The organism is Chryseobacterium sp. S0630, assembly GCF_024158915.1.
GTDB lineage: Bacteria > Bacteroidota > Bacteroidia > Flavobacteriales > Weeksellaceae > Chryseobacterium.
The window spans coordinates 82292-100335 of sequence record NZ_JAMZGF010000003.1 but is presented as its reverse complement, the minus strand read 5'-3'; the positions used below and the strand labels follow the sequence as shown (position 1 = coordinate 100335).

The 18044-nt window shown below is 35.6% G+C and carries 18 protein-coding genes; 3 read left to right on the top strand and 15 right to left on the bottom strand.

Features of this window, described 5'->3' with window-relative positions:
* The first annotated feature begins 617 nt into the window (after window positions 1-617).
* Window positions 618-797, top strand: coding sequence for a TIM barrel protein (locus tag NK356_RS24220; RefSeq protein WP_367399290.1), 180 nt, complete (start codon window positions 618-620; stop codon window positions 795-797).
* Between the two features lie 33 nt (window positions 798-830).
* Here the strand turns inward: NK356_RS24220 and NK356_RS02205 are convergent, their stop codons facing one another.
* The 4 genes from NK356_RS02205 to NK356_RS02190 all read right to left on the bottom strand — a co-directional run bounded on the left by NK356_RS02205 (window position 831) and on the right by NK356_RS02190 (window position 4949).
* The gene (locus tag NK356_RS02205) at window positions 831-1631 is read right to left on the bottom strand and encodes an HAD family hydrolase (RefSeq protein ID WP_253316151.1); all 801 of its coding nucleotides are present in this window, start codon (window positions 1629-1631) and stop codon (window positions 831-833) included.
* 386 nt (window positions 1632-2017) lie between these two features.
* Window positions 2018-3337: an aspartate kinase gene (locus tag NK356_RS02200; protein ID WP_253316150.1), complete on the bottom strand. Its 1320-nt coding sequence runs from the start codon at window positions 3335-3337 to the stop codon at window positions 2018-2020.
* A 286-nt stretch (window positions 3338-3623) separates the two neighbouring features.
* Window positions 3624-4307, bottom strand: coding sequence for an MBL fold metallo-hydrolase (locus NK356_RS02195; RefSeq protein ID WP_253316149.1), 684 nt, complete (start codon window positions 4305-4307; stop codon window positions 3624-3626).
* A 54-nt stretch (window positions 4308-4361) separates the two neighbouring features.
* Window positions 4362-4949, bottom strand: coding sequence for a Crp/Fnr family transcriptional regulator (locus tag NK356_RS02190; RefSeq protein ID WP_253316148.1), 588 nt, complete (start codon window positions 4947-4949; stop codon window positions 4362-4364).
* 609 nt (window positions 4950-5558) lie between these two features.
* Between NK356_RS02190 and NK356_RS02185 the strand changes: the two genes are divergently transcribed.
* Window positions 5559-6002: a JAB domain-containing protein gene (locus NK356_RS02185; protein WP_253316147.1), complete on the top strand. Its 444-nt coding sequence runs from the start codon at window positions 5559-5561 to the stop codon at window positions 6000-6002.
* 236 nt (window positions 6003-6238) lie between these two features.
* Here NK356_RS02185 and NK356_RS02180 read toward each other — a convergent pair whose 3' ends face one another.
* The 10 genes from NK356_RS02180 to NK356_RS02135 form a co-directional block, all read right to left on the bottom strand.
* A complete protein-coding gene (locus tag NK356_RS02180) occupies window positions 6239-7996 on the bottom strand; it encodes an amidohydrolase family protein (protein ID WP_253316146.1) in 1758 nt (585 codons plus the stop codon).
* A gap of 295 nt (window positions 7997-8291) precedes the next feature.
* Window positions 8292-9179: a conjugative transposon protein TraN gene (traN, locus tag NK356_RS02175; RefSeq protein WP_253316145.1), complete on the bottom strand. Its 888-nt coding sequence runs from the start codon at window positions 9177-9179 to the stop codon at window positions 8292-8294.
* Window positions 9180-9194: 15 nt separating this feature from the next.
* Complete coding sequence (gene traM / locus NK356_RS02170; protein ID WP_253316144.1) at window positions 9195-10496, bottom strand: conjugative transposon protein TraM; 1302 nt, start codon at window positions 10494-10496, stop codon at window positions 9195-9197.
* A 4-nt stretch (window positions 10497-10500) separates the two neighbouring features.
* The gene (locus NK356_RS02165; protein WP_253316143.1) at window positions 10501-10770 is read right to left on the bottom strand and encodes a hypothetical protein; all 270 of its coding nucleotides are present in this window, start codon (window positions 10768-10770) and stop codon (window positions 10501-10503) included.
* A gap of 9 nt (window positions 10771-10779) precedes the next feature.
* On the bottom strand, window positions 10780-11403 hold the full coding sequence (gene traK / locus NK356_RS02160) for a conjugative transposon protein TraK (protein ID WP_253316142.1): 624 nt from the start codon (window positions 11401-11403) through the stop codon (window positions 10780-10782).
* A gap of 12 nt (window positions 11404-11415) precedes the next feature.
* Entirely contained in the window at window positions 11416-12408 is a 993-nt protein-coding gene (traJ, locus tag NK356_RS02155) for a conjugative transposon protein TraJ (protein WP_253316141.1), read from the bottom strand.
* 1 nt (window position 12409) lies between these two features.
* A complete protein-coding gene (locus NK356_RS02150) occupies window positions 12410-13042 on the bottom strand; it encodes a DUF4141 domain-containing protein (protein ID WP_253316140.1) in 633 nt (210 codons plus the stop codon).
* 19 nt (window positions 13043-13061) lie between these two features.
* The gene (locus NK356_RS02145) at window positions 13062-15569 is read right to left on the bottom strand and encodes a TraG family conjugative transposon ATPase (protein WP_253316139.1); all 2508 of its coding nucleotides are present in this window, start codon (window positions 15567-15569) and stop codon (window positions 13062-13064) included.
* Window positions 15566-15898, bottom strand: a complete 333-nt coding sequence (locus NK356_RS02140) for a DUF4133 domain-containing protein (protein ID WP_253316138.1) — start codon at window positions 15896-15898, stop codon at window positions 15566-15568. The genes NK356_RS02145 and NK356_RS02140 overlap by 4 nt, the downstream gene beginning before the upstream one ends.
* 12 nt (window positions 15899-15910) lie before the next feature.
* Window positions 15911-16216, bottom strand: a complete 306-nt coding sequence (locus tag NK356_RS02135; RefSeq protein ID WP_253316137.1) for a DUF4134 domain-containing protein — start codon at window positions 16214-16216, stop codon at window positions 15911-15913.
* A gap of 189 nt (window positions 16217-16405) precedes the next feature.
* Here NK356_RS02135 and NK356_RS02130 point away from each other — a divergent pair, with 189 nt between their 5' ends.
* Entirely contained in the window at window positions 16406-17383 is a 978-nt protein-coding gene (locus NK356_RS02130; RefSeq protein ID WP_253316136.1) for a YhcG family protein, read from the top strand.
* 35 nt (window positions 17384-17418) lie between these two features.
* Here NK356_RS02130 and NK356_RS02125 read toward each other — a convergent pair whose 3' ends face one another.
* Window positions 17419-18039, bottom strand: a complete 621-nt coding sequence (locus NK356_RS02125; RefSeq protein ID WP_253316135.1) for a hypothetical protein — start codon at window positions 18037-18039, stop codon at window positions 17419-17421.
* Window positions 18040-18044: the final 5 nt, after the last annotated feature.

Below are 18044 nucleotides of genomic sequence, written 5' to 3'. Positions count from 1 at the left end.
CATTAAAATAGTATTTCATTATGGACTATATTTTTAAGCATTGTGTCCAATTAGATTAAAGGATAATTAACAGATCGCTCCTCTGGAGCTTTATTTATTACGGAGACTTCATTTTTTCTATTAACAGTAGATCCCGATGGGATCAAATTCAGCTCCAATAGGAGCTAACTGTTAATAGGACGTATTTGTTTTAAAATTATAGCTCCAGAGGAGCGACCTGTTAATTCATGCCGTAAGTATTGGTAATTTCAATGTATTTTTTTAATTAATATTTTTCCTTAAAATTCATTTTCTGAAATATTAATTTTCATCATAAAATCATTATCTCTTCATATCCTATTTTTAATATATAAGTAGGACATTCTCTACAGAAACGTTATTGAATAATGGTTTGCGAGGTTTTGCAAAATAAAGGTAACGATTTGGTAATGTTGCGCATTTCACTTGCTTTCAAAGTATTGCCTTCGTAACTCTATGTTGTAAAAATACGAAATTTATTACAATCATCTTGTAAAAGTACTTTTAAGATAAATTTACTTTAGCATTACAATAAAATTAGTATTTAATTGAAAAACAGGAGAAAATAATTTTTATGCCCCGATTATCAGATCCGGAAAATGTTGAAACATATTCATGTTAAAGAATCTCACCGGGATATATTGGGAGAAGGCAACGTCAATTGGCAAGAATTCTTTTCAGTGTTGAAAAGGATCAATTTTGAAGGGAATCTAGTTTTCGAAAACTTTAGTTCTTCAATTCCGGAAATACTGTTGACTTGTTCATATCCTTATATTTAATGGTGTTTCTGGTATTATAGTTTTCAGGAAATTTCAATTCAAATGCAGATAATCTTTAATTGTTTTCAGAACCCCGAAGCTATCATTGGTACATGCTTCAAAATTAGCGATCTGCTTTACATTCGGATGCGCATTTTTCATGGCATAAGAGTATTTGGCATTCTTCAGCATTTCTATATCGTTCATATAATCCCCGAAAGCCATTGTATTTTCAGGAGAAATATCCAAAGATTTCTGTAAGATTTTAAGAGCATTCCCTTTATTGATATTTTTATTCATAACATCCAGCCAATGCGCTCCTGAAATAACTACCTCGAGACCGAATTCTTCAAATTTTTTAAGAGCGGGATAAAGGTGTTTTTCTGAACCATCAGGATGATAGACTGCTATTTTAAAAACTGTATCATCAATTTTTTTCGTAAGATCATCCATTTTCATATTTTCGGTATAATACTTTGAGAAAAAATCTACAAATTGCTGATCTTCGGTCTCATAATAAGCCATTTTTTTAGCGGATAATACAGCTTTTGCGCTTGGTATTTCACGAACAGCTTTGATGATCTCAACAATATATTTGTATTCCAGTATATCAGCAAAAAGTTCCTGGTCTTTATAGATAACATAGCCGCCGTTTTCAGCTATAAAACCAATCTCACTTTCTATTTCTTCAAAATAATGGGTAATCCCCGGCATCTGTCTGCCACTTGCCGGTACAAACAGGATATTCCTTTTTTTCAGTTCTTTGTAAACTTCTGCAAACTCGGGACTCATTTCATGGCTGGAATTGAGAAAGGTTCCATCCATATCCGTCACAATTAATTTGATTTGTTCCATAATTTTATTTAAAAACGATTTTCTGTTTGCATCAGAATCATCATTTGCTTATTCTTTTCAAAGATATTGATTTATTATTTTTTCTTGTAATGAATGGTAGCAAGGTTTCTTACTATCATTACATCAAATGTATATTCTTCTCCGAGATATTCTTATATAAAAAAACCTCCCGTGTCAATAGGGAGGTAAAAGTTCAAAATGAATTATAAGTAAAGTGATGTGGTGTTAAACAAGTTTTCTCTTCAAAACTTCTTTTAACATTAACAATGCCTGTGCCATATACATCACCGTTTAAAGAAATTTCGATTTTTGTGGTACATTTTGATATCGCTAACTTGAATCAAATTTTATATTATTTTTACCTTCTTCACTACCTAAATATTTTTCTAAAACAGTCTGTTATGCAGTGATCTCAAAGCTTCTACCTTAAAAACTGAAGGAACTAATAATGAAATATTATTTTCACTTCCTCCGTAGGAAATCATTCGTATTGGAATATGCTTTACTGCTTCAGACACAATGGTTGCATATCCATGATTATTTTTCCTGAAATCACCCACAATACATATAATAGATTGCTCACTGTCAATTTCAACAGCAGAAAAGGTGTTTAGTTCTCTTATAATTTCAGAAAGATTTTCCGTGTGATCAATGGTAAGAGAAACAGCTACTTCAGAAGTTGTAATCATATCTATAGGTGTTTTGTATCGTTCAAAAATTTCAAAAACCTTTCTTAAAAAACCATAGGCCATCAGCATACGTGAGGATTGAATACGGATAGCCGTGATTCCATCTTTAGCAGCTATTGCCACAATTTGATTTTGATTGGTAGCCTCTCCAGAAATCAACGTTCCAAGGGCAGAGGGATTCATTGTATCTAGTAACCTTACAGGAACATTATATTTTCTGGCAGGAAACACACTTTGGGGATGAAGGATTTTAGCGCCAAAATATGATAGTTCAGCAGCTTCATCAAAACTAAGTCTGGCTATAGATTTTGTATTCTGTACATATCTCGGATCATTATTATGAAAACCATCAATATCTGTCCAGATTTGAATTTCTTCTGTCTGCAATGCTGCTCCCAGCAAGGAAGCGGTATAATCAGAACCTCCCCTTTGCAGATTATCAATTTCACCCTGAGCATTTCTGCATATATACCCTTGGGTAATAAATAAAGTATCTTCCGGATATTTTGCAATTTCAAGAGCTGCCTGTTTTCTTATTTTATCAATATCGGGTTCCTTATCTTCATCAATTACCATGAAATCTAATGCTGATAATAATATAGAAGAAACTTCTTTTTCCTTTAAGTATAAATGAAAAAGGGTGGTTGAAATAATCTCACCTTGTGCAAGAATAATACGTTCTGCTGTAGAAGAAAAATTTTTATGTTTGAACTGATAAAAAAGATCAAAAATCTTGTCTATAAAAGCTAAAGCTTCCAAAATTCCTTTTTCAGTTTTAAACAACTCATTTACAAATTTTATATATTTCTGCTGTAATCCATCAATATGCTTGTAGGCTGCTTCAATATCTTTGTTTTCATATAGCTCAGATAATTTCACCAAATCATTTGTCGTACCTGAAACAGCTGACAAAACCACAAGATGTTTATCTGATTGCTGAGATCTGATTATTGGCAATAATTGCTGGATACGTTCCGGACTTCCTACTGAGGTCCCTCCAAATTTCAATACTTTCATAATAAGATTAATTGTTAATTTTTATCAATAAAAAAAAGAGCCTGTCGTGATGACAAGCTCCTTTTTTATTTAATTTCTAACCAATAGGAAAATGACTCACGACGTTGGACGTAAGTACTGTTTCTTTCCTTTTTTTAAGTTAGATACTATCATTTTCTTTTTTTGCTGGGCAAATATACATTTTTTTGCTAATCTTTATAAAAAAGTACGAGCTAAATTTAAGATTCACATCATGAATTTTCAGATAGGAACAATACAACGCAAACAATTTCATTATGTTCTATTTTTAACCAGAAACGCTACAGTTCTTTACAAATTTTTCAAACTTCCGATCAGTATTTCGCATAACGGGGCCATGACCAAAGCAGATAATAGCAGGGTTAAGTTTTGCTAACTTCTCGAGCGATTGGATATTTCGCTTTTGATCTGATGTAAAAATATTGGGCGGAAGCTTCAAACCAACTGCTGTGGTAAGCAAATTCATATTTGTTGCCACATCTCCAATAATCAATACTCCATCCCGCTCACGGAATAAAGAAATATGACCTCCTGAATGGCCAGGGGTCTCTATTACTCTAAAATTTCCAATGATATCATTTTCAACAATTGTTTGCTGTACTTTATGTCCCTGACCTGCCCAGTACTTTTGCTGAAGCTTTGCTATCCAATGCTGTGGACTCGGATAGTCGTTGGTTACTATACCTGTTTCAGTTCTAAAAACTTCGTTAGGGTGACAGAGTAATGGTATTTCAAACTCAGCGCAAATCTGATCACTACAACCCTGATGATCTGCATGAGCGTGAGTCAGTATATGTTGATAAACAGAAATTTTTTGGACAGCTTTCTTAACAGCGGTATATGAACTCCGTATTCCGGAATCAATCAATACACCTTCAATTATATAGCAATTGATACTATTTCGGGGCATTAATGAAATCTGAAATACTTCGTGAGCAATTTGACGTAGCATATTTTTTTTGTACAAATCTACAGTGCTAACTAAGATAACATAAGGACATTTGTCCTATAATATTTTGGATCTGTGTATTTGTGCCTTTGCCCGTGTAAGCGATCGCTGAGTAATGCCAAGGTAGGATGCCAGATCCTGAGTTGTAACTCGCTTTATGAGTATAGGTTCGTTAGTGAGAACATGACTATATTTATCTAAAGCAGGCCTATTATTATAATTAATCATATAGTGTTCTTTTTGGCTATATTCACGCTGCATCACTGATTTTATCACTTCGTTCCAAGCAGTCATGTGGGTAAGCAGCTGTTGATAATCTGGAAAATTAATTCCATAAATTATACTATCTTCTATAGCCCTGATGCTCCTTATTGATTTCTTCTGTTGTACAAACTCTTGAAAAGAGGTAATAAACTCATTATCAAACTTGAAACATGTTACATTTTCTTTCCCCTCCTTGTCTAGAGTATATGCCTTTACAGCTCCACTAGCGATAAATCCAATATAACGGCATGATTCGTTCTCACGAATAAAAAAGTCTCCTTTTTTTAAACGAATCGGTTTAAAAAACTGTAAAGAAAAGGTGATTTCCTCAGCTGATAGTTGTCCTGTTGAGGATAAGTAATTTTCAAACTCATTACTCATTTCTATTATTTGTATTTAAATATTGTTATTAAAATTCTATGGAGTAAAGGCCTAATACATTGGGTAAGTCTTAAGTCCGGTATTATTAAAATCGGTTTTGATACCTTCCTTAATCGTTGAAAGAACCAGCCTTCATATCAGAGTGAGATTTTAAATGAACATTGTAAACATAGTGTATTTATAATGTATATACAAATGATAATATATCAAATAAGTAATTCCTAAATGGAAAATTCAAGATAAACAATCTATAAAAATTTTTCATAGTCAACCGGTAAAAAGGCAGCTAAGGTATTGCTGTCAGCCATCGCTTATGCCACCAAAAGACTACGGCATAAACGGTCTCCTCTCTAAAGGTACCCTCCAATTATTCCGTTTCCTTTTGTTTGATACTATTGACAACAGTTCATATCTGCTTTCTTTTTTCCGGTTTTCTTTTGAAAAATATTGATTAAAGCCTAAGATGGCTTGGAGAGTAAGGGGAAGAGAAAATATTAAAAAGCTTTTGACCTAAAAAAGTTATGGAATAGTTCAATTATGTTTTAAATAAAATACCGTTTAAATTAAGTACGGGAAATATAAGACTCTGCCGTACTCAGGGCAATCACAATGAAATACAATATCGTAAATGAGATCAAATTGATTTACACAAGAAAAGGAAACACTGAAAAAGAAGTATTGAACTCTCAAGATGCTGCAGATATTTTTCGGGAACATTTTGATGAAGATCAGATCGATTACAGAGAGTCATTTTATTCAATGTATATGAATCAGGCTAATAAGGTATTAGGAATACAAAAAATTTCAGAATCTGGAATTACGTCTTCTCTCGTTGATATCAGAATCATTATGCAGGGAGCCTTATTATGCAATGCCGTGTCATTTATAATAGCTCACAACCACCCTTCCGGAAATCTGACACCTTCACGTGAAGACATAAGCATTACACACAAAATAAAGGAGGCTGCCCAACTGTTAAATATAAACTTGCTGGATCATTGTATTTTGACCTCAGAGGACTACTTATCATTTGCTGATGAAGGAAAATTATAACCCTATACTCACTGAAAAATCGGTAATTTTAAAATTACCGATTTTTTTGCAAAAAGATGGACACGATTATTCTCGTGTCCATCTTTTTGCATAGATTTTAAATAATACATTTGATAAAATTTTTAATGTATATCAAAAACATTGCAGCCTCTAGTGGACTATTTCTTATAGTTCATAAATTCCAATCGATGTCATTACATTCCTTCTATTAAAATTGGAAATTGAACTCTCATCTTCTAAATTTTAATATCACCATGAATATTGTTAAACAAAAAACGTTTAGGATTAATATAGGCAATGGTGTCTAGCTCCACATCACCAAGGTTATGATAACATTCCGCTACCATATATTTTTCAGTTTTATGATTTCTCACAACATAAAAATCGGTACCAAAAAGTATTTTATCCTTAAGCTTTACATTCTTTAATGAGTGTTTCAGTAAAGGATGGATTTCATCGCTATGTACAATATAGCTGATATCTGCATAAACATTTTCATACTGTAACATCATACTTGAAATAAGGGAATACCAATCAACATATTTCCATAATTGTTCCATTTTTCCAGGAGTTGGTTTTTCATTTTTCTCTGGAAAAAACTTAATCCCTCTATCAGGATGTGTAATGATCTGTTTACTGAAATCATAGCGTTCCATCTCGAGAAACCGCTTCCATTCATCATCTCCACCATAATGTGCAAAACAAATCTTTAGTTTGCTTAAATTACAGGAGAGCTCAGTTTCTTCATTAGTATATCCAAATAACTCGCGAATTTTGGGATCTTTTGCATCCTTCACCACTTTTCTCAGCAGTGTTTCATCTAGTAAACATAAATAGTTTAACGGATGTGTGAAATTGTTTATAAAATCAATATTCTTAGTTTGTTTCAACAAAAGTGGCTCATATAATTCACTTCCGATATTTTGTTGAAAAATAGGATGTCTATCCCACTGCTTCTTTTTAGTTCCTCTATAAAAAATTGTCCCCTTTATACAGTGGGTGATGATAGGTAAATTATTATCCGCAGCATATTTCCATAAGGGCAGTAATCTTTCATCAAATGGATAATATCCTAAGGCGGGGTAAATCTTAAATCCACTAAAATGATAATCCATAATATAATCTTTTACAAGACAATCCAATAGTTCAACATGGTTATTTATAATCTCATAGCTAAAATAATCATCCTGTTCTTCTAAACGTCTTGGGTCTGCAAAAACAAAAGGAAAAATAAAATCCGATAACTCTTTATTCTGTTTCAGTTTAACAAGTTCTGCCATCTGATCAAGATAACCGCTTCCTTTTTTTAACTTTCCAGCTTCCATATACTCCATATCCATTGGAAGGATAACAAATCCTGTATTTTTAGGGTATTGATCTCGGAGATCCATATAGGTAGAACTTTGTTGTCTATGAAAGGCATACCTTCCTATATTTAAATACCTCTCCAAAAGTTCTTTAGTCTGCCTTCCAGGAAGAATTCCTAAAAAAGCATATATTTTTTTTAGGATGAAAAAAATAAAATTTCTACCACTTTTAAAAAGTATCAAAAAAATAAGAATCAATATTATCTGGATATAAAATGATTGGAAATTTTGTACTACATGATAAGATTCCAAGAAAGACCTTATCTTAAGTAGTTCTTTACCTAAAATTGAAGGCGCAAAGCCTATTAAACCAATCCAATCATAAATAATATAAAATACATTTATTGCTAAAAGTACCCCCAATAAAATAGCTACTATTTGTCCTACTACCGTTCTGCTAGCCTGAATCCTGATATAATATAATAAGGCTTCAATGCGCTTGTATCTTGGTTTAAACCTGTATTTCTCGAGAGTGTCAAAGTAAAATCTAAATCCCTTAACAATTATTGATAGAGACAAAATATAATACAAAGGCCATGGAAGAAATGTTTTGGCTAAGTAGGGAGGAACATGATCACCCGTAAAAATATGAGCATGACAATTGATTAAGGAAGCTTTCTTTTCCATACTATAATTTGGTTTTAGTTTTTATTGATGATCTCTTCACTCTATTTTGAATCAGATCGTATTCAAATCTATTGAATATAAACAACATTCGCAATAACTATTTTTCGTGACTTTAAGGTGCTAAAAAAAGAAAAAGAGGCCAAAATTCTGACCTCTACACTCATTAATTTTATTATCAAACAGAAATTCTGTCTCTTTTCATTTCCTACACAATCGTAAATCCAAAAAGTAAAATACTAACGGTAAGCATAAAAATTGCGGGTAAAAACATTGTATTCATTTTATTTGCTCTTTTTTAATCTCTTATTAGCCTTGCATGAATCAGGTCTTTATTTTTAAACCGTAATTTATGATGTCTTCCCCCGTTCTTTTCCAAAATTTCGATTTCCAAAATCTGATCCTTTAGAAGCGTAAACTGATCCAGTAGATAAATTCCTAAGATGTTCGAATGATCGGAAGCCGTCATTGTGGGAAAATATACACGAATGGGTTCTAATAGCTTGTCTTGAACAACCGTACGTTTTAAGTTCTTCTTGTCAACAATCTTGAATTTGATCCATTCAATCGTATATGCCACATTACTGGAGTTTTTAATCTCCAAGGTGAAATAAAACTTGTTATCATTGACATGCAATGATCTGACTGAGAATCGAATTCCATAACTTTTGGAAACAATATGCTTAATCGTTCTATTGTTCTTCCTGTAAAGATTTTCCATAATAAGCTCTGTCAGCTTAGATGAGCTTCCTTTAAGATCTTCAAATAAAACATCTGTTGAATATTGCCGTTCCCTATCTCTCTGCAGTTTTAATAAATCATAACTGAGTACTGCCGGATAAGGACTGTAGAATGCATCAAAACTGTAAAATTTCCCGTCCTCAGTAATGACTGAAAAATTGGTTTCTTCTTCAAAATCTCTTACTGCCGACTTAACCCGGAGGACATTTCCAATAGGTTCTGCCTTATTGGCAACCAAGAGATCGCTTCCAAGATCAACATATCGAATGGGTGATGGAAAAAAAAGATGTGATGTTTTATTATAGGTCACCTCCATTCTGAAAGGTATCAATCGCGCCTCTTCTAAAGGAAGATAAGAAATGGTGGAATCCTGAGCAAATGACCTGCTGCTTATGATGAGCAGCAGCAGAATTCCCAAGATATAATGATTCTTTAATGTTTTCATTTTTTATTAATTTAATTAGTTATTCTTTGGCACAAGTAAAATCTGATGGCCTGCTTTTACCGTTACCTTCTGTTGTCTGACTTTTTTCTGAAAATAACCGGACACTCCCTGTACCACTCCCCTGCTTAGATCCGATGCAATCTGCTGCCCGGCTGATTGGGTCATCATTATGTTCGTTCCTGAAGTCTGACTCATATTCGCTACAATGTCATTGACTGCATTTTGTTCAGGTGAATAAGGAACATTCAGTCCTGGCTGGCCATCATTGTCATATACATTAATTTCTACCGGATAAATACTGTCATCATATCCAATTGAACTTATTTTCAGCTGAAGCCTGCCTCCTTGAAATTTGCTTGTGGCGATGAGCAATGTGCCTGATGGAATTTCTATCCGCTCCAACTGCATACCTTCTGAAAGCATAATTGATAAAGTACTTTCATCCACTAATGTTTTGGTTTCAGAAACAATTCCCTTTATCGCATTCTTAGATTGATTTGATCTTTTTTTATCGATTTGTACATCAAAAAATCTATTATGATTCAACCCTAGAATAAAAGAACTGTCAGATGGTTCTCTATACAAGGATGAAACTATTCTGGAATGAGCAGCTGTAACTGGGGTTAGCTTAACCTTCTTGTCATTCGATGGCTTTATTTCTTCGTTTTGCTTTGGTGTAGTCTCTTCTTTCGAAGCGGAAGGAAGGTATTTAGCCGCCATCTGGTAGGATTTTTCCATGAGCACCAATTGATCATTCATTCCCAAACCTGCAGGAACAGAATTATTCTGTATCGCATCCTTCTTTAATCTTGAAATTTCCTTTCTCAAATCATTGACTTCCTGATTATCCTGCCGATAGAAAGAGCCTAAGGCTTGTTGCGCATTCCGATAACTGTTTACCGCATTCTGGTCTGAACGTGATAAATCACCTGATTTATTGACACCCAAAGAAGATACAGCATTTTGATTAACATCATTTTCATCAGTCCAATAATCAGATAATGCAGTAAGAGCATTTCTCTTTTCGTCGGTTTTCTGTTCCAAAAGTTGCTGCTCATAAGCTTTCTGTTTATCCGACTGCAACTGACCGTCTTTTGCCTGGGGAATCACAGCATTAAAGCCTTCCTCTGCAACAATCGTATTGCTCTTTTTTGGTTTAAAAATCAGATACAAACAAATCGCACATAATAAAGCCATTAAACAATAGATCATTGGCTTTTTAAGCTGCTCCCACTTCGCTTTGGGATGATCTCCTATCCCCTTATCATTCTGAGGCAGGTCATTTTCTGTAATTTTTATTTTTTCAGAATCTTTCATCCTTTTATTTCTTTATTAATGAGTTAATCTTATCAGCTTGTATGGTATCTTTCGTATGAGGGTTTTTAGAAACTCCATCAATATGATTGATCGATATTTCATTATTCCTCTGAACTGTCGATATGCAGATGCTAACAATTACCAGTAAAGTGAGTAAAGCATATCCTCCGAAAAAAAGCTTGGTCAATAATCTCTGTCGCTTAACAGGAAGAATTTTCCAACGATTATCCGCTTGCAAGGCGTAATATTCTATTTTATCTCTTATTCTTTTCATAAGGTACTTTTAACGTTCTACGGTTTCAATATCTTTGTTTTCAAGGACGTTGAATTTTTCAATGGTAAATCCCTGAGGATTGCTGTCAGACCGTACTGAATTAACCAATAAACAGTTTGTGATCAGACTTCTTATGGTAAGGTTGCTTGATCTGATGATAAATTGTCTGGCGTAGGTTTTTACGGTATATGGATAACTTTCAAAGTCGGCCTTTAAGCTGTCTACCTCCACTCTCTGCTGAATATTCCCCGAAATAATTCTGTTATAATATCCCTTTTCCTGAAGGTCTTTATAGTAATTAAATGCAGATTGATCAGCAAGATTGAAGGCTCTTTTGACATTGCTTTCAATAGCATTTTTATCCGGTGCTACCGTAAAAAACAGTTCGTGAAATCTTCGGACATGCTCTCTGGCTTCAACAGGCCTGTTGATCGACATATCCTGAGAAAGTGCCACCATCAGAGACTTACCGTTATCCAACACATAAATCTTCTGGCGCTGCTCTTCAGCAAACTGATAAGATTTAAATACAACCACTCCTACAACTCCAAAACAGAACACTGTAAATACCAGCGTAAACAACCGGATCTGCTTAAAGCTACTCTCAATATTCTTTAATGATTTAAATTCCATACTACTGTATTTTTATTTTAATAACTTTCCTGAAATGTTACCTGTTGCTGAGCCTGTCGCTGCTCCAGCAATATTTCCTGACTTCGTGGCAGTCTGATTGACATTACGCATAAAATTTCCTGCTCCGCCAGCCTGAATTACCCAACCTGTAGCCGTAGGTACAGTAAAGTATCCTATAATTCCGATCACCATATAGATGATGTAAACCGTATTGGAAGTATCCGGAATAAAGGTGGGATCGGCCAGCATTTCAATATCCCGCTCCAAAATGAGTGACTGAATTTTGGCCAGTATAGAACTGAAAATATCAGCAACTGGAAGCCAGAGATACACACTGATGTACCTTGTCAGCCATTGGGTTAAAGTGGTCTGAAAACCATCCCACACTGAAATTGCAAAAGCAATAGGTCCTAATATGGAAAGTACAATCAGAAAAAATGTCCTTATCGTATCAATGACCAACGCTGCTGCCTGAAAAAGAATCTCCAGAAACTCTCTGAAACCATCCCGTATGTCTTTCTTGATAGCAAACATTTCTCTTTCGATATACATACCGGACATGGTGACCAGATCAGAAGGTGACCAACCAAGCTCTTCCAGCTTTTTATCAAACTCTTCATTGGAGATCAGATAAGCCATCTCCGGATTTCTAAGCATGGCTTCTCTCTCCAGAAGATCTTTTTTCTCTTGTAATTCATTCAAATCTAAAACCTGATTTTCCAACATCGAATGACTTCCCTGAACAATAGGGCTCAAAACACCATTGATACTTCCGAGCACCATGGTTGAAAAAAACATAATACAGATCCCTATGGCAAATGGTCTGAGCATCGGAAACAGATCAATGGGCTCAGCACGGCTTAAGGACTGCCAAACTTTGATGGCAACATAAAACAAAGCTCCTAAACCCGCAACTCCTTTTGCTACAGCGGCCATATCAGCACACAAAGGCATCATTTCCTCATATACTGATCGTAGAACTTCATGTAAATTCGTCGGCTCCATATTACCAGTATTTTTGGTTAGAGGTTCCGTAAAGATTTAACACCCTTTGGGTGTTGTTCTGCTTTTTAGCTCTCAGATAGCTCACTGAAATATTTTTGTTGGTATAGTATCTTACCAGATTATGGTATTCCTTGACCTCTTTGTAAACCCGATCAATGACATCCATTCTTTCTTTATCGTTTAAAGAAAGACCATTAGAAGTAATAATTTCCTTGAGTTCTTTAAGCAGCTCAGTGCTCTCAGTAAGTAATGCTGAATAACCATTGGCAATGGAAGATAATTCCTGTGCATTGAAATTCGGATCATTGAGCATTTTACCGAAATTATTGACATACATCTCGGAAACATCCCCTACAAGCAAAACAGTCTGTTGCACTTTTCTGGCATCTTTTACCAAATTGTTGATGGCTTTCAGCTTGTCATAATACTCTTTGCCTTGTTCATAAACTTTCTTGACTTCATTAAAGTTTTTTACAACGTTCGATACCGTTGATGAAGTCTGCACAATTTCATTGGCAGAGTTTAAAATACCTGATGCAAGATTAGCAGGATCGGTAACGACAAATTGTGCTTTTGCAAGGGTGAAGGTAGCGAAGAATGCCACCAATACTGTTTTAATGATTAAATTTTTCATGGGTGTAAATAGGTGTTGATTAATTGTCTTTGATTGATTTGATTCTCTTTAGAGAAATCTTCTTGATAGCATGCTCTACATTACCATCAAGTTCTGATGCAAGATTCATTACTTCCATCTTCTCTGTCTCTTCGGTGGTGTAAGCTAGATATTCCTCAGTTGATACTTCAGTGGCATAGACCGCAGAGTGCGTTCCACCCAATCCGATCCAAACCTCTTTGTAAAGTCGCTTTGGATCATTATTCATATTGATAGACAATACCTGAGATTTTTCTTTATCCGTTAGTCCGAGCATTGCCTGAATGTCATTAAACTTATTCATGTATTTACGCTGATCAAGTAGAATCTTACAGTCTGAATTATTAATGATGCTTTCCTTAACAATTGGAGACTGAATAATATCATCGACCTCCTGAGTCACTACAATGGCTTCTCCAAAGAATTTTCTGACAGTCTTGAACAGGTATTTGATATACTCTGCCATTCCCTCTTTGGCAATGGCCTTCCACGCTTCTTCAATGAGGATCAGTTTTCTAATTCCTTTCAGTCTTCTCATCTTATTGATAAAAACTTCCATAATGATGATGGTCACAATGGGAAACAGAATCTTATGATCTTTAATGGCATCGATTTCAAAAACAATGAAACGCTTGGACAGCAGGTCCAGCTGCTTTTCGGAATTGAGCAGGTAATCATATTCCCCACCCCTATAATAAGGCTCCAATACATTGAGAAAGTTGGCTATATCAAAGTCTTTTTCCCTGACCTTCTTCTGCTCCAGCACTTGTTGATAATCCTCCCTGACATAATCATAGAATCCATTAAATGAGGGATCCTGCTCGCTAGTCTTAATCATTTCAATATAGCCACTTACTGCATTGGACAATGCAACTTCTTCTGATCGTGTCGGGGGTTCATCATCTCTTTTCCATAAGGTGAGAATCAGTGTTTTAATACTTTCCCGTTTTTCGATATCAAAAACCCCATCATCAGTATAAAATGGATTAAATGCAATTGGATTGTCCTCTGTATAAGTGAAATACACTCCATCCTCTCCTTTTGTTTTCCCTTGGATCAGTTCACACAATCCTTGATAAGAATTTCCTGTATCGACAAGCAACACATGAGCTCCCTGCTCATAATACTGTCTGACCATATGGTTCGTGAAAAAGGATTTGCCACTTCCCGAAGGTCCAAGGATAAACTTGTTCCTGTTCGTAATAATCCCCTGTTTCATGGGAAGATCAGAAATATCCAGGTGAATCGGCTTCCCTGTGAGACGATCTGCCATCTTGATTCCGAAAGGAGAAGGAGAATCCTGATAGTTCGTTTCTTCAGTAAAGAAGCAAAGCGCTGGCTCAATAAATGTATAGAAACTTTCCTCACTCGGAAAATCACCAGCATTCCCGGGAATGCCTGCCCAGTACAGAGTGGCTGTATCTGTAGTGTTATGACGGGGTTTACATTCCATCAGTGCTAAGGCACTTCCCGTATCGTTTTTTATTTGCTTCAACTCAGCCGGATTATCTGACCATGACATCACATTAAAGTGGGCACGTATCGATTGTAAACCAAAAGAATGGGCTTCATTCAGATACTTTTCAATCCATTCCTTATTGATCTGATTGGCTCTGCTGTACCTTGCCAGTGAATGCATATTTCTTGCAGATTTTTCAAACTTAGACAGATTTTCATCACTGTTGTCAATAAACAAATATTGATTATATAGGTGATTGCAGCTTAATAACAGCCCGACAGGAGATGCAAAAGACAGCAAACAGTCACTGCGGTCCGTACTTAGCTTTTCATATCTGCTGTGAGATGAAACAGTACCTGGTAAATCATCGGTATCCGATAAGGTATGCATACTGAGCCGGTTGTTGCCGATCCGCATTTCTTCTGAACCCAGCTTGATATCCTTCAATGAAGGATGAGTTTCACGAGATAAGGTGAGATACTGTTCCAGGAGTCCTGATTTTTCAGCACTACCTGAAATTTCATCCTCGGTCATTCTTTCCAAATGGATATAACCACTGTCCTTCATAATCCGCTCAAACTGATCGACAGCCTCCATAAAACGATTAATTACCTCTTTGTCCTTAATCTCTTTCGGAATCAGTTTGCCTTTACACAAAGATGAAAAATTACTCTGCATCCTTATTCTTTCCTTGGAGGTCTTTGTAATGAACAGATAACAATAATGATTTAAAAAAGGTCTTTCATTAAAATGCCTTTCAAAAGATTTGGAAAGAAAGCTTTGATCTTCTCTCAAAAGGTCCGGAGTATAATTTTCTTTAATGAACCAATCCTGTTTATGAACGACCGTATAGTCAGGAAGCGTTTTAACCGCCTTGAACCACGCTGAATGAATGGCTTCGTACTCAGCCGAGGCAATCGTAAATAATTCCGGAAGTCTTACCTTAAAACAAACTGTGATGTCTGCATCTTTTGAAATAATGCAATTATTTTCTATAGCAAGCAGGGGAAATTTACTCTCCAACGTTGCCGTTTTGGAGGAATTTCTCATGTTGAAGTTTTTTTACGGTTAGTGTACAGATAGTGGTAAATACTCTTGCGGCTAATGATATACCTGGGATGTTTTTTCTGGGCTCCCCTTTTCATCAGACCATGCTCTCCGTATTTTCTATTCAAGGCGAAAGTCTTCCAGATCAAAAGACCACTACAGGCAGCCCCTATAACCAGGCACAAATAAGTATTGACGCCTCCCATATACATGATCATCATGCAGATCAGTATCCCTAACAATCCTCCTGCGAAAATAAACAGGTACTGTGCCTTCAACCCTTTGAATTCTACCGTCCGTCCTATTCCTTTATTGATATGATACGTATTCATAATCGGAGATTTTTAAAGGAAGAATGAACGCAGGATAGTAGCAGCTACAATCAGGAATATACACGCTCCAAACCAGCTGGCAGCCGTTTTACTGGTGTCAGGATCTCCGCTGCTGAACTTGTTGTAAACCTTGACGCCTCCAATCAATCCGACTACCGCACCAATAGCATAAATTAACTGGGTAGCCGGTTCAAAATAAGAGGTGACCATCTGTGTGGCCTCATTGATTCCGGCACTGCCATTACCCTGACCAAAAACACCTGTTACTGCTATATAGGTTAAACCTAATACCAGTAGTTTTTCTCTTTGTTCTTTCATAATTAAACACTTCAATTTGTTATGATGTACCGCACTTTGCGGAACTATGGAACAAAGATGTTTGAGCCTTTGAATTATTTTGGGCTAATGGCATCATTAGGAAGCTTTTGGCTTTAAACTAACACGACAATTGCCAGTATTCGTTTATAATTAATTGTAAATTTGTAGTCGAATTTCAAAAAGACAATCATGGATAAAAGGTTCACTGACATTATTGAACTCATCACCCGATCTCGTAACAATGCGATAAGAAAAGTCAATGAAGAACTGATCGATTTATATTGGAATATTGGGGAATATATCAGCAGGAAGGTAGAGCTGAGTGAATGGGGACAATCTGTGGTCAAAGAACTGGCTCAATACATCCAAGCTAATGAACCTGAAATCAAAGGATTTTCAGATAAAAACCTTTGGAGAATGAAGCAGTTTTATGAAACCTACAACGAGTTTCCAAAAATCTCAACACTGTTGAGAGAAATCAGTTGGTCTCATAATCTGGCTATTTTTTCACGTTGCAAATCAATTGAAGAACAAGAATTTTACATCAAACTGACCCAACAGGAAAACTATAGTTTTAGGGAACTTGAAAGACAAATCTCCAGCAGTCTTTTTGAAAGAACAATGCTCGGAAATTCAAATCTCTCAACACTGTTGAGAGAAACAAACCCTGAAATTGCTAATACCTTTAAGGACAGTTATGTATTTGATTTTTTAAACTTACCCGAAACGTTTAGTGAAAGCGAACTTCAAAAAGGGCTGATACTGCAGATGAAAAACTTCATTCTGGAGTTAGGCAGAGATTTTCTTTTTATCAGCGAAGAATACAAAATACAAGTTGGGAATTCGGATTTTTATATTGATCTTCTATTCTTTCACAGAGGTTTACAATGCCTGGTCGCATTTGAACTGAAAGCAGACAAATTTAAACCTGAACAGCTGGGGCAGCTTAATTTTTATTTAGAAGCTTTGGATAGGGATGTTAAACGTCAAAATGAAAATCCAAGCATTGGAGTATTGCTCTGTAAAGATAAAGATAGCGAAGTAGTAGAATATGCCCTGAGCAGAAGCCTGTCCCCCACCATGGTTTCCGAATATAAGACCCAGCTTCCTGACAAAAAAGTTCTGCAGCAGAAACTCCATGAATTGTTTGATAAAAGACCCGAGTAAGTTCCGTTACATCACATCTTTAAAGGGGAATTTGCCTAAACAAACTCCCCAATATCGAAACTATCAGAAGAATTACTCCGCTTAGAAGAAATAATCTTGTCATCATCTGGAATACTTTCCCTTAGCAAGCTGCCAATTCTTTTTGAAGCCTCTCCTAATGAATTCTCTAACAGATCAAAAAGCTCGGTTCCCTGAATTTTCTGAATTATTTCTGCTGCTTGTTGTTCTAAGTCAAGCTCCAACAAATCCTGCTGAAGCAACTGCCCCACAGTACTCAATTCCTGAAAGGTAACCCCTGTAGCAAACCCGCTTTCAATAATAGAGTTTTCATATAGCCCATCTTCATCCTCTTGCTCCAGCTCATCGTTTTTAATGAGAATATCATCAAGACCTTTCTTTAAAGCAACATCTCCTAATAATTCCTCTTTGGTTTCTGAATCAAAATTATCAACCGTAAGTAAAGCAGGCTGACCTTGTCTTTCATTGGCATCAATTGGTAATACCAGTCTTTCTTTTTCCCTGGTCTCACCCATAATAGCTGGAATATTCATTTTCATAGAAGAGTCCTCTTTATGGGGGATACTGGTGGAAAACTTTCTTTCGGAAAGGATAAGAATGATAATAATGAGCAGACCTATAATGATTATTTGTTCCATAAAAT

Coding starts and splice junctions, on each gene's coding strand:
- NK356_RS24220 (WP_367399290.1), top strand. CDS start 618: ATGTTGAAACATATTCATGTTAAAGAATCTCACCGGGATATATTGGGA.
- NK356_RS02205 (WP_253316151.1), bottom strand. CDS start 1,631: ATGGAACAAATCAAATTAATTGTGACGGATATGGATGGAACCTTTCTC.
- NK356_RS02200 (WP_253316150.1), bottom strand. CDS start 3,337: ATGAAAGTATTGAAATTTGGAGGGACCTCAGTAGGAAGTCCGGAACGT.
- NK356_RS02195 (WP_253316149.1), bottom strand. CDS start 4,307: ATGCTACGTCAAATTGCTCACGAAGTATTTCAGATTTCATTAATGCCC.
- NK356_RS02190 (WP_253316148.1), bottom strand. CDS start 4,949: ATGAGTAATGAGTTTGAAAATTACTTATCCTCAACAGGACAACTATCA.
- NK356_RS02185 (WP_253316147.1), top strand. CDS start 5,559: ATGAAATACAATATCGTAAATGAGATCAAATTGATTTACACAAGAAAA.
- NK356_RS02180 (WP_253316146.1), bottom strand. CDS start 7,996: ATGGAAAAGAAAGCTTCCTTAATCAATTGTCATGCTCATATTTTTACG.
- traN (WP_253316145.1), bottom strand. CDS start 9,179: ATGAAAACATTAAAGAATCATTATATCTTGGGAATTCTGCTGCTGCTC.
- traM (WP_253316144.1), bottom strand. CDS start 10,496: ATGAAAGATTCTGAAAAAATAAAAATTACAGAAAATGACCTGCCTCAG.
- NK356_RS02165 (WP_253316143.1), bottom strand. CDS start 10,770: ATGAAAAGAATAAGAGATAAAATAGAATATTACGCCTTGCAAGCGGAT.
- traK (WP_253316142.1), bottom strand. CDS start 11,403: ATGGAATTTAAATCATTAAAGAATATTGAGAGTAGCTTTAAGCAGATC.
- traJ (WP_253316141.1), bottom strand. CDS start 12,408: ATGGAGCCGACGAATTTACATGAAGTTCTACGATCAGTATATGAGGAA.
- NK356_RS02150 (WP_253316140.1), bottom strand. CDS start 13,042: ATGAAAAATTTAATCATTAAAACAGTATTGGTGGCATTCTTCGCTACC.
- NK356_RS02145 (WP_253316139.1), bottom strand. CDS start 15,569: ATGAGAAATTCCTCCAAAACGGCAACGTTGGAGAGTAAATTTCCCCTG.
- NK356_RS02140 (WP_253316138.1), bottom strand. CDS start 15,898: ATGAATACGTATCATATCAATAAAGGAATAGGACGGACGGTAGAATTC.
- NK356_RS02135 (WP_253316137.1), bottom strand. CDS start 16,216: ATGAAAGAACAAAGAGAAAAACTACTGGTATTAGGTTTAACCTATATA.
- NK356_RS02130 (WP_253316136.1), top strand. CDS start 16,406: ATGGATAAAAGGTTCACTGACATTATTGAACTCATCACCCGATCTCGT.
- NK356_RS02125 (WP_253316135.1), bottom strand. CDS start 18,039: ATGGAACAAATAATCATTATAGGTCTGCTCATTATTATCATTCTTATC.